Below are 26,396 nucleotides of genomic sequence, written 5' to 3' on the forward strand. Positions count from 1 at the left end.
GATCTTGTTAAGGTCTTTGTTCGCCTTGCGTTTTATTAATGTCCCAATGCGGAGTTTTAGCAATGCCTAAAATGAAAACTGACAAGGGTGTACAAAAGCGTTTTAAGAAAACCGCTAATGGTTTCAAGCGCAAGCAAGCCCATTTACGTCATATTTTGACCAAGAAGAGCACTAAGCGTAAACGTCACTTACGTGCTAAATGTTTAGTCGCTAAGTCTGATGTGCCAGCAATCGCACGTCAACTACCATACGCTTAATTAGAGGAGTAAAGAACAATGCCTAGAGTTAAGCGTGGTGTAACCGCTCGTGCTCGTCACAAGAAAGTACTTAAATTAGCCAAAGGTTATTACGGAGCTCGCTCACGTACTTACCGCGTTGCAGTTCAAGCTGTAACAAAAGCTGGTCAATATGCTTACCGTGACCGTCGTCAAAAGAAACGTCAATTCCGTCAACTTTGGATTGCACGTATCAATGCGGCTTCTCGTCAAAATGGTCTATCTTACAGCCGTTTCATTAACGGTCTTAAGAAAGCCTCTATCGAAATCGATCGTAAGATCCTTGCCGATATCGCTGTTTTCGATAAAGTTGTATTCGCAACCTTAGTCGAAAAAGCAAAAGAAGCATTAGCTAAATAAGTTAATTCGACTTTAAATAAAGGAACCTTAGGGTTCCTTTTTTTGTTGGCCCAGAGAAATTAACATGAGCTGTAAACAAGGTCCGTACGGTGCTTTGAGACAGATGAGGGACTATCAATTCACTCTACTCGATGTTTTTGGTTTTTTGGAAGTGTAAAAATAAATTATTAGCGGGCATAGTTACTTTGCTTTGTAAACTCAGTCCTTGTTGACTGGCTAATGTGGTTATCCATTCAAGGGCTTTAATACCACTGAGTGGATTGTTTTGCTTAAGGTGTAAATCAAAGTGCTGATTACTCTTGCTGGTATAGTGTCCATTCTGATTAAAGGGGCCATAAATACACAGTTGGCCTTGTGGGAATAAATGCTGGCCCACTCCAATAAAAAATGCTTCAACCATAGTGCTACTCATAATATGCAAGGTATTGGCGGTGAAGATAGCATCCACTTTTTGTGTTAGGGGCCATGCTTTTGTGACATCGAGTAATAAAGGTGGGCGTAAATTATGGCTGGGCTGAGAGCTCAACCAATGATGAATGCCTTGATGATAAGCTTGCCTATCGCTGGTTTGCCAAATGAGATGGGATAAATGTTTGGCAAAATAAACGGCATGTTGCCCTGTACCACTACCGATTTCTAATACCTCACGGCTGTTGGCTAAAATGGGTAAAAGTTGCTTAAGAATAGGCGCTTTATTATTTTCGCAGGCTTGTGAAAAATAATCTTGTTGTGTGTGTGGCATAAGGTCTTCATATGATAAAAATAAAAAGTATGTCTTATATTAGTGTATTTAGGCCTAATATTGTCAGTTGACGAGGTAGGTTGAATGATTTTGAAGGAGTATAATGCGTTATTCCATATTTGATGAGTGTGAGTAACATGACGAAAACAGAAAAGAAAATCGACAAGGCTATTCGAGAAGCGCTGACCTTAGCGTGTGATGACATTTTAGCGCGAGTGGCTGGATTTGAGTGGTTAACCCATCAAGTTGATTTTAAAAATGTGGCTGGCACACTTAAGGTGATCTGTATTTTTGATACTCAAACGGCACAAGCTAATGCACTTTGCGAACAAGAGAATAAAAAAATGATCCAGCTGATCCAGACACGGCTTGTGAGTATTGGCATTCATTTAAAAGCAACAAGACAAATTCGCTTTGATAATGAAGAACGCTGTATAGCAGAGCATGGAGGTAATTGGGCACTAAGGCTAGCTTGTTGAATTAATTTTTATTTTGTGAAATATTTGTAAGGTTGATTGTAATAAATAGTCTGTTATTCCTGTCTTATACTGTAATCTTGTATGCATTAATATTTTGATGGGGAAAGCTATGAATAGCTATTTATTGGTGGGCGGCTTTGTGAGTTTGCTCTTGAGTATTAAGCATTTAACTTTAGATAGGAAAACAGTCCTTCTTCCTTTTTTAGCCAGTGATTTAAATATAGAGGTTAAAACTCATATCAGTAGTTTTTTCTACTTTATTGCTGTTTTTTATGTCCTTGCAACCTTGAGCTTATTTGTGTGTTATTTGGATCTTATTTCGCAAATGTATGCCTATGGTTTATTACTATTCATTGCTCTAGACTATGCTTTATTTGCCATTTGGCAGCTTTATGGAAAAATAATGAGTAGCGAAAAGCAGCCTTTATTATTCTATTGCCATTGGCTAGGTTATTTTGTTGTAACAGGGTGTATTATTTTGTGGGCCTTAGATTAGCGCTATATCAGTTAAATGTTGCTAAGCTCAAATGCTCAACTTGATGATAAAAGGCTACTTTTATAAGCGTATTATGCCATTGAAAATGACTCTTTAAGTGTTACAAAATAAGCACTTTAAGAGTCATTATAATTATAAATGATGACAGTGTTTGATTAGAAGCCTGCAGTTAAGCTTAGGCCACTGTAAGAGCGATAACCTCTGATCATAATATAATAAGTGGTTGCGCTAGTGACATTAAATTCGCAGCTTTCATTGTTGCCAGATACATAGGGGCGACAGTCATAACGTGAGGTTGTTGGATTGCTGCCGGCTCTGACATAAAGATCGGCATCTCCTGAGCCGCCAGATATTTCAACAGTCAGTTGACTGTTGGCTGGAACATCGATTTGATAGTAAGCTGTCGATAGCCAAGAACCACTCAAGTTTGTTTCTTCTATACAGTCTGTTCCACAACCTGGGTTTGGATCTGGGTCAGGATCTGGATCAGGGGTATCACCTCCTGATAGCGAGTACACTAACTCATTTGGCGAGCTTGAAATCGCATCAGAGATTTTATTTTTACTTGAACGGCTGCTCAGTAAATTCGTCATTGCAGAGGTAGATAAGCTGGGATCTTCATCAAGATACAGTGCGACGACACCAGCTACATGTGGGGCAGCCATAGAAGTGCCGCTAATCGTATTGGTGGCTGAATTAGAGGAATACCAAGCCGATTTGATACTTGAACCTGGCGCATAAATATCAAGACATGAACCATAGTTTGAGAAACTGGAACGTGCATCACTGCTGGTGGTAGAGCCAACGGTAATCGCATCTGCTGCGCGAGCGGGAGAGTAGTTACAGGCATCACTGTCGTCATTACCTGCCGCAACGACAAAGCTAATACCTGCCGCAACAGCTTCATTAACGGCATTGTCCAGTGTTGTTGATGCGCCGCCACCTAAACTCATATTAGCAACGGAAGGGCCAGATGCATTATTTTTGACCCAGTCAATGCCGGAAACAACCCCTGATGTTGTGCCTGAACCACTACAACTAAGGACTCTTACCCCGACAATGTCAACATTTTTTGCGACGCCGTAGGTTGAGCCACCAATAGTGCCCGCCACATGTGTACCGTGACCATTACAGTCTGTTGCATCATTATCATTATCGACGAAATCATATCCGCTGGATGCACGGTTACCGAATTCGTTGTGTGTGTTTAATACACCTGTATCGATAACATAGGCTGTGACGCCTGTGCCATCATAGTCATAGTGGTAGCTGTTGCTGAGGCCGAGATCTCTTTGGTCAACCCTATCAATACCCCATGTTGGATTGGATTGATCGCCCAATGTATTGACTATAGGGTCAATGCTGAGTATTTGATCTTGTTCTATGTATTTTATATCGGGATTACTCTGCATTGCTGCAATTTGTTCTGCATTGGCTTTGACTAATACACCATTAATAGTGTTGCCAAAGTTTTTAATAACCTTAACATCATAATTATTTTCAATTGTTATTGATTGTTGATTGACAAAAGACGTAATTGAAAGTTCGTCATTGAGGTTTAATACACTTGGCGTGTTAAAGACAATAATATAGTTATCTTTAATTGCATTTTGTTGGTCGACTTTTATTAATTGAGCTTGATATTCATTAGCATTAACCGAAGAGCAGGAAAAGGCAGCTGCAATAGCAAGTGCGAGTAAATGTTTTTTTTGCATGATGACTCCGTATTAGGTTTAATTTTATAACGGCGTAATCAACATAGAACACTTTTATGCTTATCTTCAATATCAATATTTTGTTTGATTCGATTTAGGCAATTTTAATAAAAGTTTAATAAAATTGTTTAATAATAATGGATTGCATAAGTTTTATGTGAAAATATAAATATCAACAAACAATTTGTTATTTCATATTCCAAAAATAATCTATGTAAAGCAACTAATTGTATTTAATTAGTTATTGCTAATATTTTGTTTTATATATTTTTTGAAATAAGGGTTATTAGTGTAAGGCAAGATATTTTTTTATAAAAGTGAGGAATAAGATTTGTATACTAGCCATTAAATACTATTTATTTATTTTTATAATAAAATGCTTGAGTTTTTTTTGGGAATTATATATGGGCTAGGGCAATGAATATGTGTTTATTATGTCACTTAAAATGAAAATGTAATGTTATTTATATCGAAAATGTGAGCTAATACACAAATGTTCACATAAAAGATATTGTTCTTGTTTCCATAGCGTATTTTTCTTAAATCGCCTATAGAAATAAGCTGTAGTGAACAGTAATAAACTAGACTGAAATAAGACTGTCATCATTGCCAGTTATATTCATTGTTGCTTCTGATGAATTTGAAGTCATCAATAAAAAATATTTAAGGGAATAACATGTTCATGAGAGATAGCTGCTTAATATTACTTCTAGGCTGTGCATTGAATTCTGTGTATGCAACAGAACATTTAATTATATCTGAGTACGTAGAGGGAAGTGGAAATAATAAGGCCTTAGAATTATATAACACGAGCGACTCTTTAATAAACCTAGATGGATATCAAATTGATTTTTATTTTAATGGGAACATCCATTCTGGAACCCATATCCTTTTACAGGGAAGCGTTGAGGCTGATGACGTTTTTGTTGTCAGTGATAATGATGCTAGTGAGGCTATCTTAGCTGTTACTGATATGACTTCATCAATGAGCTTTTTTAATGGGGATGATGCTGTCGTGTTAAGTTACCAAGGGGAGATAGTGGATAGTTTAGGGCAAGTGGGAAGCGATCCAGGTACTGAATGGGGATCGGGGATCCTTTCAACCAAAGACAACACTTTGAGGCGTAATGATACTCAGCCCATTGCCGATATCATAGTAGACGATGAGGTTTTATTGACAAATTGGTTCGGTTTTGAAAAAGATGACATTAGTGACTTAGGCTTTTTTGGAAGTGGTATGCCCACAGATCCTGAGCCAACAGAACCTATGGTGTGTGCCGATCCAATGACACGGATTAATGACATACAAGGTGAAAGTTTCGCTAGTGATTATGTGGGCGAGTCAGTGATGATAGAAGCCATTGTGGTGAGTAATAATGAATCTGGTTTGAATGGTTTTTTTGTGCAATCACCAGATAGCGAACATGACGATAATCCATTAACTTCAGAGGGCATGTTTGTTTACACAGCCGATACACCGCTGGGTTTTCAACTCGGTGATAGAGTCCGCCTTAAAGGCATTGTGGAGGAGTCTGCAACATTAACACAATTGGCATGGGTGGAACAAAGTCTATTGTGTGCTAGCGAGCAAACATTACCCAGCAGCACCTTAGTGAGCTTACCGATAACTGATGATATTGACTTTGAGTCATTGGAAGGCATGCGAGTACATTTTTCACAAAATCTCATTGTGAATGAGGTGTATAACTTGGGGCGTTATGGTGAAGTTTTACTGGGAAGTGAGCGCCACTTTATTGGTACTCAAGTGGCATCGCCCGGCGAGGAAGCATTAGCTGTTACGGCTCAAAATGCCTTAGATTCAATAATATTAGATGATGGTCTAACAAGTCAAAATCCTGAACATATACGTTTTCCGTCTCCGGAATTAAGCGCTGAAAATACAGTGAGAGTGGGGGATTTGGTGACGGATTTACATGGCATTATGCATTACGGCTTTGGTGCTTATCGTTTATTACCGATAGACGTTGTGAATTTTGTTGCAACGAATCCACGGACTGCTTTTCCTGTATTACCCGAGGAGCGAGATGTCGTTCTGGCGAGCTTTAACGTGCTGAATTTCTTTAATGGTGATGGATTCGGAGGCGGTTTTCCAACGGCTCGTGGAGCGAATAGTCTGCTTGAATTTGAACGCCAGCAGACCAAAATTGTGGCAGCCATGCTAGCCATTGATGCAGATATTTTTGGATTAATGGAAATTGAAAATGATGGATTTGGAACGCAATCTGCGATTGCACATTTAGTCGGCGCTTTAAATGCGCAAGTGGGCCTTGAGCGTTATGATTATATTTCTCCAGCGTTATCATATTTGGGAGATGATGAAATTGCTGTGGGGTTAATATACCGAGTCGATAGTCTTGTACCTTTAGGTGAAGCTCAGGTGTTGTCGAGTGATAACTCTCCCTTAGATGAGATGGGGGCTCCCTTATTTAATGATGATAAAAACCGTCCAATGCTGACGCAATCATTTGGTCTACTAGATGAGAGAGAAGATATTGTTCACGGTAAACCTTGGATTAGAGATGGGCAAATTGTTGCCGCAGAAAACCCCTTATCTGAGTTTGTGGTGGCAGTGAATCATTTTAAGTCTAAAGGTAGCAGTTGTAGCAGTATTGGGGATCCCGATCTTAATGATGGACAAGGAAATTGTAATCTTACGCGAACACGTGCTGCTGTGGCTGCATCCCAGTGGTTATCGGCGACTTATGCCGATAAAAAAATATTGCTCATGGGAGATTTAAATGCTTACGCACAAGAAGATCCCCTTACTGCATTACGCTTATTGGGGTTTCATGAACTTTTTAGTTATTTTGATAAAGAGGGTGCATACACTTATGTTTATTCAGGTGGATCGGGACAGTTAGATCATGTGCTGGCCAATGAGGCATTATTGGATAATGTTATTGATGTCACTCAGTGGCATATCAATACCGATGAGCCACGGGTATTAGATTATAATCTTGAGTATAAATCAGACACGCAACAAGATGTGTTATATGCGGAAGATGCATATCGATCATCGGATCATGATCCTGTCCTTGTTTCTCTGCTATTTGATAGGCCAAATATGGCTCCTATAGCAAGTTTTGAATTTTCCCAAAATCGAGGTTGGGTCAATTTTGTCAGTACATCCAGTGATGTCGATGGTGACATAATAAGTTATGAATGGGACTTTGGTGATGGCAATGTCGCCAGTGGTGCTAATGTGTCTCATGAATATAATCAAAATGGTGAGTATACAGTCACATTAACAGTGACTGATGATGGCGGCCTGATGCATTCCCAGACGCAAATGGTTCAGATCATTTTAGCGCCCGAAGGGCAAGCCCCTATCGCTATTATTCAATATCAAGCTTGGTGGTTTATTCATATATTTACGTCTATGAGCGTCGATCTGGATGGAACGATTGAAAGTCAAGTTTGGCATTTTGATGACGGTTACCTGTCAACCTTGCCTTGGGTTGTGCGTTTTGGCAATCAAGGCTCCCATGTTGAGCTAGTTGTTGAAGACGATGATGGGCTGAGAGATACTGCAGAACTGGATTATTAATGCGTTAACATGCTGTTGTGTACAGAGTTACAGCTATTGTACACAACGGCATTTTTACTTTCTAGACATACTCTTTGCATATTGCCTGCATTTTTTCTTTAATCTTCTATAGTCAATAAATAATGCAATTATTTTTGTTGTTGGCAAAGCACAGGGAGATAGAAGAATGGCAAGGATAAAATTATTTGGTTTTGCCAGACATTTATGTGTTTGTTTCATCTTTGTTCTCACCGGTTGTTTGTTTGACTCAGGTGATGACGACGCACCAAGCAGCTTAAGTGCATCCATTACTAATGCTGAGCTAGTATCAGGTAATAGTACTTTAGTGGTGATTTCAGCGAGTGAAACAACAGATTCAAATCGAACCATTACGCTAGATGACCTTTATAGTTTGCTGACGTTTGAAACGAGCTCATGCACTATCCCTAAAGGCAGTAAATATTGCTCTTTGGAAGTGATTGCTCAAAGTGTGAGCCGAGCGCAAGCTGGAGTGTTGAGTTTTACTGCGAGTAATCATGTTGCATTAGATAATGTGGCGTTTACTGTGATGCCATCGAATACGCGCGAATCTTTTATGATGCTTTATTGGTTGAATAATGGTGGCGACAATAATAATAACTCCACTGAAGCTGAAGCGACAGCATCGACAGATCGTTATTGTGGAGGTGATGATGAAACGGGGTATTTCATTCCTCAACCTTCTTATAATATGCCGGGTATTCAGCTGAGAACTGAAACTGATGCCGATGGTAATAGTATTGAATACGGATATGCTGCATGTAATGCCGGCGAAGAAACCATTGCTAATAATGGTTATAACAATAATGCCCATTTTGACAATCTCATTGATAGTGTTGATGCCGTGGGCTATGCCTTTTTACTTCCTTATATCGATGGTAGTGCCCAGTTTGATGATGGGGGAACGGATCTACAATATGATGATTTTGAGGTTGGTGGTTTATGTAACCAAGATACCGAAGGGTATGAAGTGTGTTTTAATGGTGCTAGCGTGTGGAATAAAGGGGATGCAAATTGTGATGAAGAAGTTTGTTATGGCTCATTTGATGCTTTTTTGAATGTACAAAACAGTACTGGAGATTTAGAACATTGGATTTCGGTAGGGGGTTGGACTTATCGAGACTATATGGATTATTTAGTGGCGGGAAAAAACGGTACGAGTGTGAGCCCATATGATGACAACTCGTTTGCACAAAACTTTATCAAGGTACTTAAAAATCTGAAAGCGAGAGGTATAGAAGGCATCGATTTTGACATTGAATTTAGTTCAGCCACTTATGATTGGAGCGAGAGTTTACTGTTTCAGGCATTAGCTCAGTCGACAGATAATCAAGGTTATAGCAATAGTAATGGTATCGGACTCATCGATACCATTATTTCTAAAACCGGTCTGAAAGTCTCTGTGACGATCCAAGCCTCACCGGATATGATTAAGGGATTACTGGGTAATGATGATACTGGTGGATCATCGTCTTTTAACTATCTTTATTCTTGGTTTTCTCAAGGTTTGAGTCATTTAACCTTTCTGACCTATGATAATCATGGTGTGTTTGATTACAACGGTAGTGGCGATGCTTATACGGGATTTTTAAGTAATTTGTTTCCTCAGCCGGATACTGGTCTCACGAATCCATACTCTGTGTATACCGATCCCATTGATGGAAATAGTTATGATTTATCCGTGAATGCTGTGACTCAGTACCTCAATGGGCATGATGGTGACGCGCCCAACTGGAATCGATTAAAAACCCAATGGCTGGCATTGGTGAACATTGGTATACCGGCATATGGTCGTGCCATGAGTCAAATAGGCGATGTAACAGCATCCACTCGGGTTACTAACGGTGGGCTATTTAATCTGATCAATAATGCAACGGCTTTACCTGGCGATCAAGATCAACAAACCTGTGAAGCAGACTTAAGTGGCTCTGATGTGTGTAATAGTATGTATTCTTATAATTATTTCATGAGTAACTTAGCTTCAACTTGGGCGGAAATGGATTGGAACTATTATGATGACATCGCCGATGAGACTTTTTATATTGCTTCAACGGCTTATTATGAAGAGAGTTTTATACCAAGTACGTCGATTAATACCTTTAGCACTAACGCCACTGGAGACGACATTGGCGCCTTGGATGTGAGCAGTTACTGGAGTGATACCAGTCTTAGCTTTGAATATAACTTTATTGCTTATATTTCTGCAAATACCGCTAAATCCTATGGTGCTTATGCATCCAATAGAGGCTTAGGTGGTGCCATTGTATGGTTGATGAGTGCTGAAGTTGAATATACTGACGAAAATGGCGCTACCAATGAAGATTCGCTTATTTACAATTTTCAAGTCGGCTTTACTGAGGGGTTATAATTTTTTCCACAGTGTACTGTTTTTCAACGCTTCATGATCCAGTACTCAGCTATATTGATATGATTGCTGTGGGAGTTCACATTGAAAATAAGGCGTTTCAATGGCGATAAGGGGCATATAGCTAAATTAATATAACACAGTGAAAGTTTAAGAGATAAGGTAAGATTCAATGAAGCTAAAAAGTAGGCCAGATAGAGGGGGGCGTATCTGCTTGTTAATGTTGCTAAATTTAGTCATTTTTTTGGGGGGAGTGCTAGGTTTAGCGCAAGCTCAAGTGACAGACAACAGCGTAACGGAGAGTATGCCTGTTACTGAATGCGGATCCCCTCATTCACTTAATCAGGCCAAGATTGTGTTTGTGACAGATCCAAACTATGCGCCTGATGATCCCTTTGCTGATAGACTGATTGAAATGGATTTTTCAAAAAATAGTTATGTGTTTGTTGAGTTAGAGAAAAACCGTTCATTTATAGGCGCTTATAAATATCGAAAGTTGGCACAAAATGTGGGCTATCTAGAAGGAAGAGATGCGATTGGCTCGTACATCTTACGTTATTCTATTACTTTGGTCTGTAAAAATGCATTAGAAGGACGCTATATTTTCAGTCAGGAAAAGGAAGGGGCTGTATTTGATATAAACCAAAATATGGGGCGTTATTATATCTATCCATAATACCATTATTTTATTCTCTTTTTTATGAGTATTTTGTTGATAAATATGAATAATAATAATCTTTTTTATTGTAGAAACTAGGAAGTATCTTTTTGCTTGTTAATCGTATAAGTCGTAAGGGGAGTCGATAGCATGTGTAAACTTAATATATTAAGTTTGAGCATTATTGAATATTACAATTGAAAATATACATTGTTTAAATAAATGTATATTTTGTTTTTTATTTTGGTTTGTTGATGCGGAATTTGTTTGTGTCGTTGCGATAAGTATATTTTAATATTTAAATTTAAAACAAACTGAGTGAATATTATTTCCTTTATTTGGATGAATTGGCCAATGGGAAATAAAAAAAGAGATGTTGATATTTTTATTTTGATTGTTGTTTGAGATTGCCTTATATTAGCCCGTGGAAAAAATAAGGCTGTAACATAATGATGTCTATAAATACTCATTTTAATGTTTTTTTGAGCATTTATAGATAATCCGTTTTTTAGTTTTATTGATTTTAACGCGATTGAGAATAACATCTAACTTATTATTTTTGATGTTTTTTTGATTTTTGTTTAGGGTGATGGTTTATATGTTTAAACTATTTTTTTCTTTTTTGTTAATTTTATTAAGGAAGATGTTTAAATAATTTTAAAAATAAAATTGATGTAATATATGACATACTCACATGCGGTGTAAGAATGACTTTATGCTGATTGAGTGTGCGTACTCTTAAAACATTTTAATCGAGTTGTAACATGAATATATGTAAAAAATATATTTTCTGGTTATTAGTACCATTCACTTTATTACTCAGTGGTTGTGAAATGGGTGCGCTTGATCCTAAAGGTCAAGTGGGTGCCGATGAAAAATCATTGATTATCACTGCATTACTATTAATGCTAATTGTAGTGATCCCAGTACTTGTGATGACATTTGTATTTGCATGGAAGTATCGTGAGTCAAATACTAAGGCAACGTATTTGCCTGATTGGTGTCACTCCACAAAAATTGAGCTGTGGGTCTGGGGTGTGCCTTTGGTCATTATTGCTGTATTAGCAGCGATAACTTGGACAACGACACATGAATTGGATCCTTATAAGCCATTAGATAGTGATGTCAAGCCGATAACGATTGAAGTGGTTGCTTTAGATTGGAAATGGCTATTTATTTATCCTGAGCAGCATTTTGCAACGGTAAATCACATTGAATTTCCTGCTAATGTACCCGTTAATTTCAAAATTACCTCAGATGCACCGATGAATTCTTTCTTCATTCCTCAGCTAGGTGGTCAAATTTACGCTATGACAGGTATGACAACGAAGTTGCACTTGATTGCGAATGAAGAAGGTACCTACAGAGGAATGTCGGCCAATATCAGTGGTGAAGGTTTCTCTGATATGACGTTCACTGCGACAGCCACCAGTGTTGATGGTTTTAATGCTTGGGTGAATGAAGTGAAACAGTCTCAACATACCTTGGATAAGGCCACTTATAACGTTTTACGGCAAAAGAGTATCGCTCATCCTGTTGAATATTTTTCAACGGTAGAGCCAAACATGTTTCAGCAAATTGTCGACAAGTACATGATGCCGGGCATGCAAGATGCGGATCGTAACTTTATTTTAAGGCAGGAATAAGATGTTTGGTAAGTTAACATGGGATGCCATTCCTTGGCATAACCCCTTGCCCCTTGTTGCATCAGTGATGATGATCTTGGTGGTGCTGTATATTGGGTATCGCATTCAAAAAGCAGATAAATGGCGTTATTTGTGGGATGAGTGGATCACATCTGTTGATCATAAAAAAATCGGCATAATGTATATTCTCGTTGCCTTTGTCATGATGTTACGTGGCTTTTCTGATGCCATCATGATGCGCCTGCAATTGGCCATTGCCAGTGGTAATGAAGGCTATTTACCGCCAGAGCATTATGATCAGATCTTTACCGCTCATGGCGTGATCATGATTTTCTTTGTGGCAATGCCGTTAGTGATAGGTTTAATCAACATTGTTGTACCACAGCAAATTGGTGCTCGCGATGTTGCTTTTCCTTTTATGAACTCCTTGAGTTTTTGGCTATTTGTTGCTGGCATGGCGCTGGTCAATATCTCATTAGGCATTGGCGAGTTTGCGACCACAGGCTGGTTAGCTTATCCGCCTTTATCTGAACTGTCTGGTAGTCCAGGGGTCGGTGTTGATTATTATATCTGGAGTCTGCAGATCTCAGGTATTGGTACATTGCTTACAGGTATTAACTTCTTAGTGACGATTTTCAAAATGCGTTGCCCAGGAATGAAGTTAATGCGTATGCCCATTTTCACTTGGACAGCCTTATTTACCAATATTCTGATTATTGCTGCGTTTCCAGTCTTAACGGTGACATTGGCATTACTGGCGTTAGATCGTTATTTGGGGACGCATTTCTTTACTGCCACAGGTGGCGGCGATCAGATGATGTATGTGAATCTCATCTGGATTTGGGGTCACCCAGAAGTGTATATTCTGATTTTACCGGCTTTTGGTGTATTTTCAGAAGTGGTCAGTACCTTCGCTCGTAAGCGCTTGTTTGGTTACACTTCTATGGTGTATGCATCGGGTGTGATTTCTATTCTGGCTTTTAGTGTCTGGTTACATCACTTCTTTACCATGGGGGCGGGGGCAAACGTCAATGCTTTCTTTGGTATTGCCACCATGATTATTTCTATTCCGACAGGGGTGAAGATTTTTAACTGGCTATTCACGATTTATCGTGGCCGTTTAAAGATGAATTTGCCAATCATGTGGACGCTGGCTTTCTTGTCAACTTTTACTGTGGGTGGAATGACAGGGGTCTTACTTGCGGTGCCCGGTGCAGACTTCTTGTTACATAATAGTTTATTCCTGATTGCTCACTTCCATAATGTGATTATTGGTGGTGTGGTCTTTGGTATGTTTGCGGGCTACAGCTACTGGTTCCCTAAAGCTTTTGGTTTCAAGCTTGAAGAGAAAAAGTGGGGTAAACGTGCGTTTTGGTTCTGGGTAGTTGGCTTCTATTTTGCCTTTATTCCATTATACGCCCTTGGCTTTATGGGCATGACGCGTCGCTTAAGTCATTATGATCCATCAACGGGCTGGCAGCCCTTGTTATTGGTGGCATTGTCGGGTGCGGTCATGGTGATGTTAGGTATTGCTTGTCAAGTGGTTCAACTTTACGTCAGTATTCGTGATCGTAAAGAAAACCTTGATGTGACTGGTGATGCATGGGATGGCCGTACGCTTGAATGGCAAACCAGTTCACCTCCAGCGCATTATAATTTTGCCTTTACGCCAGTTGTGGGTAGCCGTGATAGCTTTTGGGAAGATAAGCAGAAAAACGGTGGCAAATTACCTAAAGAAACACGTCCATATGTAGATATTCATATGCCACGTAATACCAGTGCTGGATTTATTATTTCCGCATTTTCCTTAGTGTTTGGTTTTGCCATGATCTGGCATATTTGGTGGCTTGCTGGCGTGAGTGTTATTGGTATGTTTATCAGCTTTGTTTGTCGTTGTTTCGATACAGATGTTGATTACTATGTACCAGCAGCAGAAGTTGAAGCGACCGAAAAATTGAGGGCTCAAAATGTCTAGTCTTGCAGTAGATAGCGTTCATACAGATCATGCCCATGAGCATGATGAAAGCTCAACTACCGTATTTGGGTTTTGGATTTATATCATGAGTGACTGCATTTTGTTTGCAACCTTGTTTGCAACTTATGCAGTATTGAGTAGCAGTACCTTTGGCGGGCCTTCAGCGGCTGAATTGTTTAACATGCCTTTTGTACTGGTAGAAACCTTTTTATTGTTAACCAGTAGCTTTACTTATGGTTTAGCTATGCTGGCCATGCATAAAGAGAAGTCTTGTCAAGTGATTGGCTGGTTAATCGTCACTTTCCTATTAGGAGCAGGCTTTATTGGTATGGAACTTTATGAGTTCCATGAGCTTGTGATTGAAGGTCATAGCTGGCAAGCCAGTGCATTTCTCTCTTCATTTTTTGGCTTGGTAGCCACTCATGGTTTACACGTATTTCTTGGTTTGATCTGGATGGTGATCATGATCTTCAGTGTGGCTAAATTTGGCCTGACCAAGCAAGTGAAAACGCGATTGACTTGTCTGAGCTTATTTTGGCACTTTCTTGATATTATTTGGATTTGTGTCTTTACCGTGGTGTATCTAATGGGAGCGATTTCATGAGTGGATCACACACTACCAGTAGTGGTGCCGATCATGGCACCCTAAAGTCTTATATTATAGGCTTCATTCTGTCTATTTTATTGACAGTCATTCCATATTACCTTGTGGTTGAGCAAAGTTTGCCATTGACTACTGTGGTAATGGCGATTGTTGTTTTAGGTGTCGCACAATTAATTGTGCAATTAGTTTTTTTCTTACACTTAAACACTAAGTCTGAACAAGGATGGAATTTCCTTTCCTTTGTTTTTACCGCCGTGATTGTTGCCATTTTATTAGCAGGTTCACTATGGATCATGTACAACCTCAGAATCAACATGATGATGATGCACTAAGGTTAAAAGATCTTATTTCAGTGACTAAGCCCGGTATTATACTGGGCAATCTTATCACTGTGATAGGCTGCTTTTTTCTTGCGTCAAAAGGAGAGTGGCATGCTGCTCTCCTGTTTAAAGTCATCATAGGGATCAGCTTAGTCATTGCCTCTGGTTGTGTTTTTAATAATTACATAGACAAAGACATTGATAAGTTGATGGAGCGCACGCAAACTCGCGTTATGGTGCGTGGGCTGCTGCCAGATTGGTTTGCGCTAAGTTATGGTGTGTTGCTCGGTGGGCTAGGTTTTGCCTTTTTAGGCAGTATTAACTTACTGACACTCGCAATGGGGGCGATTGGCTTTATTTTCTATGTGGGTGTATATAGCTTATGGGCTAAGCGTCATACTGAATACGGCACTGTGATTGGTGCTGTATCGGGTGCAATGCCAATGGCTGTGGGGTATTGTGCTGTGAGTAATCATCTGGATGCTGGCGTGATCACTCTGGTTTTAATCAGTATTCTGTGGCAAATACCCCATTCTTATGCCATTGGCGTATTTCGCTCTAAGGATTATCGTAATGCGAGTATTCCTATTTTATCGGTAACGAGAGCGATATCCACAGTCAAAGTACACAGCTTGGCATATGTGATCGCGTTCAGTCTGACTTGTGTGCTGCTGTATGCCTTAGGTTATGCGGGTAAGATTTACTTGATTACTATGCTTGTACTGAGTGCATGGTGGATTAAATTGGCTTGGCAAGGTTTTTCAACGAAAGATGATAAAAAATGGGCGAAGAAGATGTTCTTCTTTTCTATCATTATTATTAGTATTTTTAGTTTGTTAATTGGTTTAGGTTTATAAGCTAATAGAAACGGTGTGAGTCATAAGATCATTAAAAAGGAATGATGTTTTAGGCATCATTCCTTTTTTGTTGGCTGTTTTTTAAGGGAATACAATTAAATAACCTGAACTCGGGATAATGAGTGTCAACAATATTATGAAATTCATTTAATATCAGCAAATTAAATAAAATTGGGTTATCCTTTATTTTCAAAATTGGCTTAATACTGCAATTTTTGTCGATATCAAGGCGAGATTTCGTATCTAATAGCAGGCTATTAATAGAAAGCACAACACAGATAGGGGCAAAAATAGCGCTATTAAGCGGCGCTGCTTATCCCGAGTTCAGGTTAAATACATTTGGCTGGCTTAGGCAAGCCTGCAATTTTAGTGGCTTGTTTAGCGGGGCCCTGTGGAAACAGCTTATACAAATATTTAGAGTTACCTTTCTCACTGCCTAAGGTTTGCCCTATTGCTTTTACTAATACACGAATAGCTGGGCTGGTTTTATATTCTAAGTAAAAATCACGTACAAAATGTATCACTTCCCAGTGAGCATCAGTGAGTTGAATATTGTCTAGTTGTGCGATTACCTCACCCAGATCGGGAGACCAGTCGGTGACATTTTTCAAGTAACCTTGGTGATCGACTTCAATTTGTCGGTGATTAAAAGTAATATGTTTTACCACGTGATGACCTTTTCGTGCTTGAGTGTTTGGTTGATAAATTCGCTATAATCTATGATGTTAAAGTGAGATAATCGAGAGGCTAACCCTCTGGCATTCACATCGTCTTTTAATAAAAAAATCGTGTATGCTTTTAGCTGTTCTTGCCATGGTGTTTGTAATAAGGTGTAAAGCCCATTGCCGCTGAATAATAGGCTGTCATGATTTGCGGCATAGCGAAGGCAAGTTGCTAGGGCATTGTCTTCATTGGCAGAATGTTGAATGTGGTGTAAAATCATTAAAATACCCAAACTTGATCGGCAGATTGTAATTGTTTTTGGATCCTGTCTGGCTCACAAACTGTGGTGGGAATAAAAAAATCATCATCAGTTAATCCAAAAGTATCCATGCTCTCTTTGCACACGAGAATAGTGTCTATGTCGTATAAAGGTAATGCCTTAAAGGTGGCAATATAATCTTTGCAACCGATACGTTCTGGTGCCTGCTCTTTGAGTAAGTTAAACAGGCCGTCAAAGGTGAAAATTAAGCTGACTTCTTGATCATAACTTGCGCTGAGTAAGGCAAGATCGAACCCTTCTCTTCCTGCTGTATTGTCATGTGGGCCTTTTCTGAAAATAATAGTGACTTTTTTCATCTGGGTTCCTAAAACATTTTTCTTAAAAACTGAGCAGTCTATCGGCTTTTTCAATGCCGGTTACCAGTTCGCCTAATCCTGCCATGGTAAAAGGGGGCTGCATATTCCAGTGTGAATAGCCATTTTCTTTTGCTTCCGTTTCGGAGATTACGCCCCTTCTTAGCGCTGCTGATGCACAGTTGACCAGCGGGATTTGGTATTGTTCGCTTAAGGTTTGCCACGCAGCATGTAAATCAAGTTCATCATTAGCCGGTGTATTGAGTTGATTGGTATTGAATACTCCATCTTGGTAAAAAAAAATATGTAAGACATCATGGCCAGCTTCTAATACCGCTTTTGTGCAACGATAAGCTCGATAGCTGGCACTGGTACTGTATGCGGGGCTGTTGACTTGTATGATAAATTTGCTCATGTAAAGGGAGATACTTTCAAATAATGTGTCTATGGTAACGCAAAATCGACCATGAGGGGATTTTTTGTGTGTTAACCTTAGTGCGAATGTCAGTCTTTCTTGAGGTGACTATTTTCGATTTGGTCAGCAATATTTTCAACTTCACCAGGTTGTAAGTGTTCGAGTTGAATATTGCCAATTCGTACACGAATTAATCGCAAAGTCGGTAATCCTACTGCGGCTGTCATTTTACGTATTTGCCGATTTTTTCCTTCACTGAGACAGATACTTATCCAGCTCGTTGGACCATGTCTGGCATCGCGAATTTGTCGGCCTCGTGGTGGCAGTGTGGGTTTAGTGTGAAGTTGACGGATTTTGCAAGGTAAGGTTTGATACTTTTTGCCTTTAATGCCGATTTCCACCCCCCTTTGTAATCGCCTAAGTGCCTCCTCATTCACTTCGCCATCGAGTTGTATCCAATACTCTTTTTCAACATGTTTACCGCAAATATTATAGCTAAATTGACCGTCGGTGGTGAGTAATAATAATCCTTCAGAGTCATGATCGAGTTGCCCCACAGCCATGGTCTTTTTTGGAAAAGGGTAAAGATCACCTAATACTTGTTTGGGCCTTTTAGCTTCTTGTACAAATTGACTTAAACATCCATAGGGCTTGAACAGTTTAAAGTAATGAAGGGAAGAAGCTGTTTGTTCTGGATTTAAGGGATCAATGAGCGTTGAATTTAGTTTGAGGGGCTGAATATTTGGCATCACATTGATAAATCTTTAATCTTGACTTATTAAATAAAAAAGGCCCATGTTGGGCCTTTGAAAGAGATTTTGAAAGGTAAAAGGATAATTAATCGTTATTACCAATTCCCATCAAGTTAAGTAGAGCGATAAATAGATTAATAAAATCTAAATATAATGAAACTGTTGCTCGAATATAGTTGGTTTCACCACCGTTAACGATGCGGCTCGTATCATATAAAATAAAGCCAGTCATTAACAATGCCAGCCCTGCATTCATCGCCATAAATACTGGTCCACTACCGAGGAAAATATTGACAATGGAACCGACAATGACGATTACCAGACCTGCCACTAAGAAGCCTCTCATGAACGAGAAGTCTTTTTTAGTGGTAATGGCATAACCTGATAGTGTGATAAAGATCAGAGAGGTCAGTCCTAGTGCTTGCATGATGAGTTGAGGGCCATTGGCCATACCTGCATAATGGCTAAGGATGTAACCTAAAGATGCTCCTTGCATGCCAGTAAAAGCGAAAACCCAAAAAATACCCGATTGGCTTTCGGCTTTTTTTAGCGTAACAAAAAGCAAGATTAAGCTGCCAATAGAGAGTCCGAGAGACATCATAGGCCCAATTGATATTGCCATTGCCAAGCCGGCACAAACGGCTGAAAAGGCTAATGTCATTGACAATAACATATAGGTATTTTTTAAAAGTTTGTTTACTTGCAGTCTGGATTGATCAGCAGAATAAACCGTTTGTTGTGACATAGCTTTCTCCAAAAACAGATTGATTAAGTAAAGACAGTGTAGTGATATAAAGGTGCTACTGTTCTAACATCCTGTTATTTTACAAAATCACTTACTCATTCATTAAATCATACCTCAGCCAGCGTCAAGGTTAAAGAGAGTCTGATTAAAGTTTATACAAAAATGGCAGAAATGTCAGATAAATCGGTTTTTTTGCGCATTTGTTTTCATCAAAGTCATTCACAGATCAGAGGCATAAGCGTGCAAAATAGAGCATGTTGTTAATCTAACCAATCTTTATGGAGCTTTTTAGTATCACCTAAATAATCTAATACCCATGCCATTGCGGGGGATTGATTTGATGCGTTCCAAGCAAGACAACAAGGACTGGGGGCTTTTGGCCGTTCAAGCTGTTTTTCAATTAACGCACCGGTTTTAATAAAAGGCGCTGCGAAATGCATTGGCATGTAGCCTATTCCTAGCCCTTCACGGAAACAGTTTATGGCGCGGATCCAATCTGGCACCACTAAACGCCGTTGATTCTCAAGCAACCAGGTCATACGTTTGGGAATTTCTCTGGAGGTATCTTCTAAACAAATTGAGGGATATGGGCGCATTTCGTCATCTTGAAGTGGGCGTGTAATGGGCGCTAAGGGGTGATGATTACTCACCAGAAAAGCCCATTCTATTTCGCCCATGTCTTTAAAGTGAAACTCGCCTCCTACAGGGATGGCCGTGGTGGCACCAATGGCAATATCACTGCGTTTAGTGGCAATGGACTCCCATACGCCATTAAAGACTTCGATGCGAATAATCAGCTCGACATTTTTGAATGTACGATAAAAGTCAGCAATCAAGGTGCTAATTTTATCTGCGCGCACAATATTATCAAAGGCGATGGATAAAGTCGGTTGCCAGCCATTGGCAATGCGCTTAGTGTCACTGCGCATTTCTTCCATATTCGTCAGTAAGCTGCGAGCGTGTTTCACAAAATATTCGCCAGCAGGGGTGAGGCTGACGCTACGATGATGGCGCTCAAATAATATCACGCCTAATTCTTCTTCTACTTGTTTTACGGCATAACTTACCGCTGAAGGTACTTTGTGTAATTTATTGGCAGCAGCAGTGAAACTGCCGACACGCGCGACCATATCGATAAGTTGAAGTGATTGTTCTGAGAGCATTATCGGCAATTCCTTGCTATGAGATTATTTGATAGCTAAGTTCAAAAATAAACGTTTCACAAGCTTTTAGCAAATGATTAAACTGTGCCGCTGTTTTACTTAGTCTTAATTTTTTAGCTTATGAATTCAATTATTGATGTTAAATATTTCTTATTTCTCGCTTATCTTGCCTTATTGAGCATGTTAGGTTTTATTGCAACCGACATGTATTTACCTGCATTTAAAGCGATTGAAACCAGCTTCGACGCTCAATCGAGCCATGTGGCCATGTCGCTAACCAGTTTCTTGGCTGGATTAGCGTTAGGGCAATTATTGTATGGCCCATTAGTGCAACGTATGGGAAAGCGTGGAGCATTGATCTTAGGCCTAGTGATTTTCGGCCTAGCCAGTTTTTGGTTAGCCAGCAGTGAAACGATTCTGAGTTTTAATATAGCACGTTTTTTCCAAGCATTGGGAGCCTGTAGCGCTGGGGTGATCTGGCAAGCGATAGTCATTGAAAAATATGATGCAGAAAAGGCACAAGGGGTTTTCGCTAATGTGATGCCTTTGGTTGCTCTATCACCTGCATTAGCGCCAATTTTAGGTGCATTTTTATTGAATATTACTGGTTGGGAAGGGATTTTCTTTACTTTAACTGGGTTGGCAATTGCACTTGTTTTATTCACTTTGGTTCTTGTACCAAGTGATAAACAGGCTAAAAGTGCGGTTAAACCGAAAAACATTTCCTATTGCTCGATTTTAAAAAATAATCGTTATTTAGGTAATGTATTCATTTTTGGCGCTTGTTCAGGTGCCTTTTTTGCTTATTTGACGCTTTGGCCTATTGTGATGGAGCAACATGGGTTTGCAGCGACAGAAATCGGCTTAAGTTTTATTCCACAAACCATCATGTTTATTGTTGGGGGTTATGCTAGCAAAATGGTTATCCGTAAGCTAGGGGCAGAAAAAGCATTAAAAGTGTTGCTGATTTTGTTTGCTGTATGTGTAATGGGCATCGCGACTTGTACTCTCATTTTTACAGAATTGAGTTTGTATCCTCTACTGATTATTTTCTCTGTATTGGCTGCGGCTAATGGGGGCATTTATCCGATTGTGGTGAATAGTGCTTTGCAAGAATTTACTGAAAATGCGGCAAAAGCAGCAGGTTTACAAAATTTTATTCAGATCAGTGTTTCATTTGGCGCTTCAAGTATTGTGGCAATGTGGGCAGCTAAAGGTGAGATGGCCATTGGTGTTGGGATCGGCATTTGTGGTTTATTAGTGCTCGCGGCTTATAAGCTTAGAGGTTATCAATGTAAACGTGATTTATCTACAGTTACTCAGTAGGCTGTGTTTTCAATCAGGTTATTTTGATTAAATTGATTGTTAAGTCATCACTTAGTTATTTTTTTAATACTTAGACTTTACAAGTTAACCTGTAGCTTATATTATTCGCGGCAGTGGAGAGATGGCAGAGTGGTCGAATGCACCGGTCTTGAAAACCGGCATGGGTTTGTAGCCCATCTAGGGTTCAAATCCCTATCTCTCCGCCATATTAAAAGATTAAACCGCTGTTTTTTACAGCGGTTTTTTTATATCTAAATTCAGATGGTTTATGACATAGATTTGTAGCATGTCAATGTAGGGTTCAAATTCCTATCTCTGAGCCAAATAGAACAAAAAAGCCCATCATTTTAGATGGGCTTTTTTGTGTCTAAACTTATTGGATAGAAAATGGGGTTATCCCCTATTTTATAAGGGGGTAAATCCCAATCTTTTTGTTATTAGCCATGATTGTTTAAGAAAGACTCATGAGCGATGATGGGCGGATCACATACTCCTTTTTCCCATGAAGCAGGATTTATCCTGTGGCTTGATTTAAGTGCGCTGCGGCTTGCATAAATGCTTTACTTGGATTAGACCAAGCGGGCTGTAACCAAGCGCGTTGTACGATTTTCATGGTAATAAGATCGGTTGAGTTAGTATCAAGCTCGCATAAATAATGCTGCGTGTTCAAATCGGGATCGGTATAATGACCTTGATTAAGATCATTAAAAACATAGATGAGCGTATCACCTGTTGATGTTCGTTCACTGCCAAGAATGATAGCTGGTATGACGCCAATATTATCATTGACTTCACCTGTTTGACTTGTTTTTGAAACGAAATGTAATAACTCACCGGGCGTCGCTATTTGAGTCAAATCGCCTGTGATCATTAGGGGACGAGACCATACTGGACTATCATCAAAACCTGTGTCATAAAAACAGTCTGCTTCAATGCTACTGATCACCATTTCCCTTGTCACTCGCGCTTCTAAACGGGTATAGCCTCCTATTTGAGTTTCAATATTAGCATGTTGGCAAGTGATGCTCATCGTGTCTTGGTTTTTTTTGATATAGCATTGACCCTGTGAGTTAAGGGCTAAGGGAATTTGTTCTCGATTATGGTATACGACCCATTCAACATCAGTGTCTGAGCTGACGGTTAGTGTGTGTGTTTGGTCATCGTAACGAATTTGAGTGAAAGCAAAATGACCACATGTGGCGTAAAATTTCCCTGCACTAATGTTATCACGGATCTGAGCTTGTCTTTCTATTAATGAAAGGTGATTAAAATCTTCACTGAGTGCAAGAGTGATAAGACCTTTATTGTTTCGGTAAGTGACAGCTGGAGGAAGCCCTAGTGTCGTTGGCTCACCCCAATCGCTGTTGGTATCGTCAAGATTATGCGCGTGTAGGAAGCTGCAATCAGAGGCAAAAGCCCAAATTGGGTAATCATGTTGTGGGGCATTTAAGAGAAGATCCCATACTTCAAAACCAAAAGGATTAGCTTCTTTGGAGCCTAATGCTTCAATATCAGTCGTGCATCTGTCATCGGCAAAGCGATTGTAAGTTTCAACACCTAGTACACGTTGACGTTGCTCTGGTTGGGCTGTGTCGATGGGCTTACAGGCTTCTTCAATTTGTTGTAATGTTTCGGTATCACCGTAGTAATCAGGGTGGCCAATAATAAAGCCTTTGTCTATAGGGCTATCGGGGTAAAGCCTGTGTATGTGACCATAGTCATAATCGATACTTTGCCAGAGTTCATCATAAGCATGATCACTGGGCCAATTTGGTCTTTCGTTTTGGTTTTGATTTTCAAGTAAGGTGATGGGAGTGAAATTGTCGGGTATGTCACTCATGATGAGCGCTGGTGCATTGATCCCATCTGGATCATTATGCTCTCCCAGAAAACATTCATGGCCCGTGAGGCCGCCAAAAGACAGGCCTTGTTTACTTAAAATTGACATTAATTCGCCGTTGGTCACTCGGCCACCAAGATAGGAACTGCCACCGCCGTAACGCTCGTTACCAATAAAATTATCAACGTGACTGTGAATATCACCTTTAAGCCACTGTGTATTGCTTTCAATATTGCTATAAGGTGAATAAGTGCTCAAATTTGTTTTTTGAGTTGATGTAAGATCGTCGGATGGAGAACTTGTATTGGCTGAGACGCTAAAAGAAGGCTGTATTGCTGTTGAGGCGAGTGCGGCCGAAGCCCATCCCAATTTTTTTATGGTATTACGTTTGTCAATTGAAAATTTTGGATGATTATTTGAAAAAAGCGTGATTAATTTCATTGTTTATATTTTTTCCAATATAGCATTTTTATTTGGAGTGAAAGGCTTTATAAATGAAAGTGTAATTTTATTTATATTCTGATACTCTTTGAAAGTTCTTGTATTAATCGTTTTTATTGGATGAGTGAGTTTATTGAGCCTTAATTGATAATAATTTTATGATGATTAGAATTAAACTGGTTATTATTCTCCAATTTCCTATTAGTAAAGCTTACAAGCGTTAATGCTTAATGTTTTTATAGAGGGATAATTTAATATTAAACTGAATAAATCCTGAACAACATATGTTTAGAAACATAATATTATGTCAATAAAGCTATCTCAATTGTTTGTTCGTAAATACGTAAAAATGAATGTCAATATTTTTCAGTAAGATGTAGGGCTCTGTAATTTTAAATTATTAAATATAATGATATTTCAAACCTTATTGGATTTTTGTGTTGACCTGACTTGTCAATTGTACTTTGGTATTTAGTTGGGACGTCGATGTCCTTATTATCTTTTTATTTTATAGATGAAGCCGATAAAAAATGTGATTAATCTGTTTTACTCTTTTTATTTTATTGGAGAATATTGCAATAATAGGGAACATAAAATAGAGGGCAAGAAGGCGTTGGGGGACATGAGCGTATAGAAGTGCCCCTATTATTTGAACACGACTTTAAGTGAATAACCTTCTCTTTTCATTGGTGAATTTTTGGTATTAAAAGTAAATGGGTTTGAGCAGCTAGTGCTTCTGTGTAAAGCGGGCAATTAATTGGGTAATGAGCCCTTTATCCCCTAAGAGTTTTGCGAGTAACGCAGCGCCATCTAAACTTGCGATAAGTTGTTGTGCACTTAATTTTGCATTTTTTTGATCAGCGAAAATAGCAACTGAGAGCCAATTGATATTATCGATAAAAAACTGTTTGACTTCAGATTGTATTTCGCTGGGCAAGGCATCAATCTCAGCACCTAGAATAGTACATGGACAAATTTTGTTATCAATAATGATGGCGCGTTCAAAAAAATTGGCGTAGTGGTAGAGTCTTTCTTCAATACTCGTGTAGTCTTGGCTAATTTTTTCTAGTGCATCATTTACGGCAAGGCGATATCTTAGTACAACGGCTATGCTAAGTTCGGACTTAGTCGGAAAATAGTGTTCAATTTCTTCAGTGTTAATATTTAATTTTGCTGCAAGTGCTGAAAAGTTAAAACTATTGTATCCACCGCTGCGAATGTAGCTTTCGGCTGCATCTAAAATTTGTTCTTGAATTAATGGCATGGTGTTGCCTCCAATGCATGATGCTTTTTATGGACAGCTTTAAAAGTGTCCATAATACATCTTAATCATCTTCTTTTAATGTGTCTAGTCATGGCCTACTGAGTTAGGATAACGCCAGTTCTCTCTCATTTGTGTGACTTTAAGGAGGTTATGGGGAGTATGTCAACTTGAAAGTGTAATGCTTGGTAATAAATGGTCATCAATATTATGGGCTTATTGTTAGTAAATGGGCGGGCTGACATATTTTAGGGGGAGTCACTGTTTAAAATATGCCAGATTGTTAGCCGTTACAACACTTGTAATACATCTTCCGTTGATAAACGAGACTTTGGCAAATTGACATTGTAGTCTTCATCAATATGATGATAACCGATAGCTAATGCCACGTCACATTGATAACCCTTTAATTCCTTTTCAAAAGCTTTACCAATCATTTCACTATCAACACCTTCCATAGTTGTGGAGTCGATGCCTAAACGCGCTAAAGTATGTAAGGTGTTACCTAATGCTAAATAGGTTTGTGCTTTTGTCCAGTGAGCATTATTGCCTTTCTCATTGGTATTGATATCAACAAAAGCAAAGCCGCCAAAGGCTTGTTCTCGATCCTCGAGTTTTACACGCTTATCTAAAATACTTTTATCCACCACTTTTGCATAATCTTCACGGGTATAACGGGGGTTATAAGCAAAGAGAATGACATGGGAGCAAGATTTGATATGAGGTTGATTAAACTGAAATTTATTGATGAAGGTATCATGCATTCGTTGTTTTGCCTGCTCACTTTCAATCACAATAAACTTCCAGGGTTGTGAATTAATCGATGAGGCTGAAAGTCGCATGGCTTCATAAATGATTTGCATGTTTTCAGGCGATACTTTTTTTGAAGGATCGTAACGCTTAGTGGTATAGCGGCTGTTTAAATCACTCAGGATTGTGTGTGTCATTTCATTGCTCCAACATCTTATTTTTAAAAGCACTAACGCTAAAACGATAGCTTATCATAGCTTCTAAGTATCAGAAATAAAACCGTATTACTGATAACATATTTTCAAATATTTTTTGATAATCCTATTTGT

The 26,396-nt window shown here is 39.1% G+C and carries 24 protein-coding genes, 1 tRNA gene and 1 pseudogene; 14 read left to right on the top strand and 12 right to left on the bottom strand.

Annotation, left to right across the window (positions count from 1 at the left end; all coding sequences use genetic code 11):
• Nucleotides 1-62: 62 nt before the first annotated feature.
• Both rpmI and rplT read left to right on the top strand, forming a co-directional pair.
• Nucleotides 63-257 (top strand): 50S ribosomal protein L35, encoded by a 195-nt coding sequence (gene rpmI, locus Q0791_RS01785; protein WP_011865828.1) that lies wholly within the window; start codon nucleotides 63-65, stop codon nucleotides 255-257.
• An 18-nt stretch (nucleotides 258-275) separates the two neighbouring features.
• Nucleotides 276-635, top strand: a complete 360-nt coding sequence (rplT, locus tag Q0791_RS01790; protein ID WP_028775125.1) for a 50S ribosomal protein L20 — start codon at nucleotides 276-278, stop codon at nucleotides 633-635.
• Nucleotides 636-759: 124 nt separating this feature from the next.
• On the opposite strand, the gene Q0791_RS01795 is transcribed toward rplT, so the two are convergent.
• Nucleotides 760-1,377 carry a DUF938 domain-containing protein gene (locus Q0791_RS01795; RefSeq protein ID WP_299002189.1) on the bottom strand — a complete coding sequence of 206 codons (618 nt, stop codon included), beginning with the start codon at nucleotides 1,375-1,377 and terminating at the stop codon, nucleotides 760-762.
• Nucleotides 1,378-1,514: 137 nt separating this feature from the next.
• Here Q0791_RS01795 and Q0791_RS01800 point away from each other — a divergent pair, with 137 nt between their 5' ends.
• Both Q0791_RS01800 and Q0791_RS01805 read left to right on the top strand, forming a co-directional pair.
• Nucleotides 1,515-1,856 (top strand): Fis family transcriptional regulator, encoded by a 342-nt coding sequence (locus Q0791_RS01800; protein WP_299002190.1) that lies wholly within the window; start codon nucleotides 1,515-1,517, stop codon nucleotides 1,854-1,856.
• A 109-nt stretch (nucleotides 1,857-1,965) separates the two neighbouring features.
• Nucleotides 1,966-2,352: a hypothetical protein gene (locus Q0791_RS01805; RefSeq protein ID WP_299002191.1), complete on the top strand. Its 387-nt coding sequence runs from the start codon at nucleotides 1,966-1,968 to the stop codon at nucleotides 2,350-2,352.
• Between the two features lie 155 nt (nucleotides 2,353-2,507).
• Here Q0791_RS01805 and Q0791_RS01810 read toward each other — a convergent pair whose 3' ends face one another.
• Nucleotides 2,508-4,067: a S8 family peptidase gene (locus tag Q0791_RS01810; protein ID WP_299002192.1), complete on the bottom strand. Its 1,560-nt coding sequence runs from the start codon at nucleotides 4,065-4,067 to the stop codon at nucleotides 2,508-2,510.
• Nucleotides 4,068-4,743: 676 nt separating this feature from the next.
• Here Q0791_RS01810 and Q0791_RS01815 point away from each other — a divergent pair.
• From Q0791_RS01815 to cyoE, 8 genes and pseudogenes are all read left to right on the top strand, one after another.
• Nucleotides 4,744-7,635: an ExeM/NucH family extracellular endonuclease gene (locus Q0791_RS01815; protein ID WP_299002193.1), complete on the top strand. Its 2,892-nt coding sequence runs from the start codon at nucleotides 4,744-4,746 to the stop codon at nucleotides 7,633-7,635.
• A gap of 166 nt (nucleotides 7,636-7,801) precedes the next feature.
• On the top strand, nucleotides 7,802-10,021 hold the full coding sequence (locus Q0791_RS01820; RefSeq protein WP_299002194.1) for a hypothetical protein: 2,220 nt from the start codon (nucleotides 7,802-7,804) through the stop codon (nucleotides 10,019-10,021).
• Nucleotides 10,022-10,190: 169 nt separating this feature from the next.
• On the top strand, nucleotides 10,191-10,694 hold the full coding sequence (locus Q0791_RS01825; RefSeq protein ID WP_299002195.1) for a hypothetical protein: 504 nt from the start codon (nucleotides 10,191-10,193) through the stop codon (nucleotides 10,692-10,694).
• A gap of 746 nt (nucleotides 10,695-11,440) precedes the next feature.
• Nucleotides 11,441-12,271, top strand: a pseudogene (gene cyoA, locus Q0791_RS01830) (ubiquinol oxidase subunit II); the annotation flags it as partial.
• Nucleotides 12,272-12,323: 52 nt separating this feature from the next.
• Nucleotides 12,324-14,297 (top strand): cytochrome o ubiquinol oxidase subunit I, encoded by a 1,974-nt coding sequence (cyoB, locus tag Q0791_RS01835; RefSeq protein WP_299002196.1) that lies wholly within the window; start codon nucleotides 12,324-12,326, stop codon nucleotides 14,295-14,297.
• On the top strand, nucleotides 14,290-14,901 hold the full coding sequence (cyoC, locus tag Q0791_RS01840) for a cytochrome o ubiquinol oxidase subunit III (RefSeq protein WP_299002197.1): 612 nt from the start codon (nucleotides 14,290-14,292) through the stop codon (nucleotides 14,899-14,901). Before cyoB ends, cyoC begins: the two co-directional genes overlap by 8 nt.
• Nucleotides 14,898-15,233, top strand: a complete 336-nt coding sequence (gene cyoD / locus Q0791_RS01845) for a cytochrome o ubiquinol oxidase subunit IV (protein ID WP_299002198.1) — start codon at nucleotides 14,898-14,900, stop codon at nucleotides 15,231-15,233. Before cyoC ends, cyoD begins: the two co-directional genes overlap by 4 nt.
• The gene (cyoE, locus tag Q0791_RS01850) at nucleotides 15,188-16,078 is read left to right on the top strand and encodes a heme o synthase (protein ID WP_299002199.1); all 891 of its coding nucleotides are present in this window, start codon (nucleotides 15,188-15,190) and stop codon (nucleotides 16,076-16,078) included. The genes cyoD and cyoE overlap by 46 nt, the downstream gene beginning before the upstream one ends.
• Nucleotides 16,079-16,407: 329 nt before the next feature.
• Here the strand turns inward: cyoE and Q0791_RS01855 are convergent, their stop codons facing one another.
• From Q0791_RS01855 to punR, 7 genes are all read right to left on the bottom strand, one after another.
• Nucleotides 16,408-16,746, bottom strand: a complete 339-nt coding sequence (locus Q0791_RS01855; RefSeq protein ID WP_299002200.1) for a TusE/DsrC/DsvC family sulfur relay protein — start codon at nucleotides 16,744-16,746, stop codon at nucleotides 16,408-16,410.
• A complete protein-coding gene (gene tusB / locus Q0791_RS01860) occupies nucleotides 16,740-17,021 on the bottom strand; it encodes a sulfurtransferase complex subunit TusB (protein WP_299002201.1) in 282 nt (93 codons plus the stop codon). The genes Q0791_RS01855 and tusB overlap by 7 nt, the downstream gene beginning before the upstream one ends.
• Entirely contained in the window at nucleotides 17,021-17,377 is a 357-nt protein-coding gene (gene tusC / locus Q0791_RS01865) for a sulfurtransferase complex subunit TusC (protein WP_299002203.1), read from the bottom strand. The genes tusB and tusC overlap by 1 nt, the downstream gene beginning before the upstream one ends.
• A gap of 22 nt (nucleotides 17,378-17,399) precedes the next feature.
• Nucleotides 17,400-17,789 (bottom strand): sulfurtransferase complex subunit TusD, encoded by a 390-nt coding sequence (tusD, locus tag Q0791_RS01870; RefSeq protein WP_299002205.1) that lies wholly within the window; start codon nucleotides 17,787-17,789, stop codon nucleotides 17,400-17,402.
• 89 nt (nucleotides 17,790-17,878) lie between these two features.
• Nucleotides 17,879-18,538, bottom strand: a complete 660-nt coding sequence (locus tag Q0791_RS01875) for a pseudouridine synthase (RefSeq protein WP_299002278.1) — start codon at nucleotides 18,536-18,538, stop codon at nucleotides 17,879-17,881.
• A gap of 88 nt (nucleotides 18,539-18,626) precedes the next feature.
• Entirely contained in the window at nucleotides 18,627-19,286 is a 660-nt protein-coding gene (locus Q0791_RS01880; RefSeq protein WP_299002207.1) for a Bax inhibitor-1/YccA family protein, read from the bottom strand.
• 260 nt (nucleotides 19,287-19,546) lie between these two features.
• A complete protein-coding gene (gene punR / locus Q0791_RS01885) occupies nucleotides 19,547-20,449 on the bottom strand; it encodes a DNA-binding transcriptional activator PunR (RefSeq protein ID WP_299002209.1) in 903 nt (300 codons plus the stop codon).
• A gap of 120 nt (nucleotides 20,450-20,569) precedes the next feature.
• On the opposite strand from punR, the gene punC reads away from it, so the two are divergent.
• Complete coding sequence (gene punC, locus Q0791_RS01890; protein ID WP_299002211.1) at nucleotides 20,570-21,775, top strand: purine nucleoside transporter PunC; 1,206 nt, start codon at nucleotides 20,570-20,572, stop codon at nucleotides 21,773-21,775.
• 115 nt (nucleotides 21,776-21,890) lie between these two features.
• Nucleotides 21,891-21,981 (top strand) — tRNA-Ser (locus Q0791_RS01895).
• A gap of 308 nt (nucleotides 21,982-22,289) precedes the next feature.
• Here Q0791_RS01895 and Q0791_RS01900 read toward each other — a convergent pair.
• The 3 genes from Q0791_RS01900 to Q0791_RS01910 all read right to left on the bottom strand — a co-directional run bounded on the left by Q0791_RS01900 (nucleotide 22,290) and on the right by Q0791_RS01910 (nucleotide 26,264).
• Complete coding sequence (locus tag Q0791_RS01900) at nucleotides 22,290-24,056, bottom strand: hypothetical protein (protein ID WP_299002213.1); 1,767 nt, start codon at nucleotides 24,054-24,056, stop codon at nucleotides 22,290-22,292.
• Nucleotides 24,057-24,783: 727 nt separating this feature from the next.
• Complete coding sequence (locus tag Q0791_RS01905; protein WP_299002215.1) at nucleotides 24,784-25,320, bottom strand: TetR/AcrR family transcriptional regulator; 537 nt, start codon at nucleotides 25,318-25,320, stop codon at nucleotides 24,784-24,786.
• A 287-nt stretch (nucleotides 25,321-25,607) separates the two neighbouring features.
• On the bottom strand, nucleotides 25,608-26,264 hold the full coding sequence (locus tag Q0791_RS01910) for an NAD(P)H-dependent oxidoreductase (protein ID WP_299002217.1): 657 nt from the start codon (nucleotides 26,262-26,264) through the stop codon (nucleotides 25,608-25,610).
• Nucleotides 26,265-26,396: the final 132 nt, after the last annotated feature.

The organism is uncultured Shewanella sp. (genome assembly GCF_947495455.1).
Classification (GTDB): domain Bacteria; phylum Pseudomonadota; class Gammaproteobacteria; order Enterobacterales; family Shewanellaceae; genus Shewanella.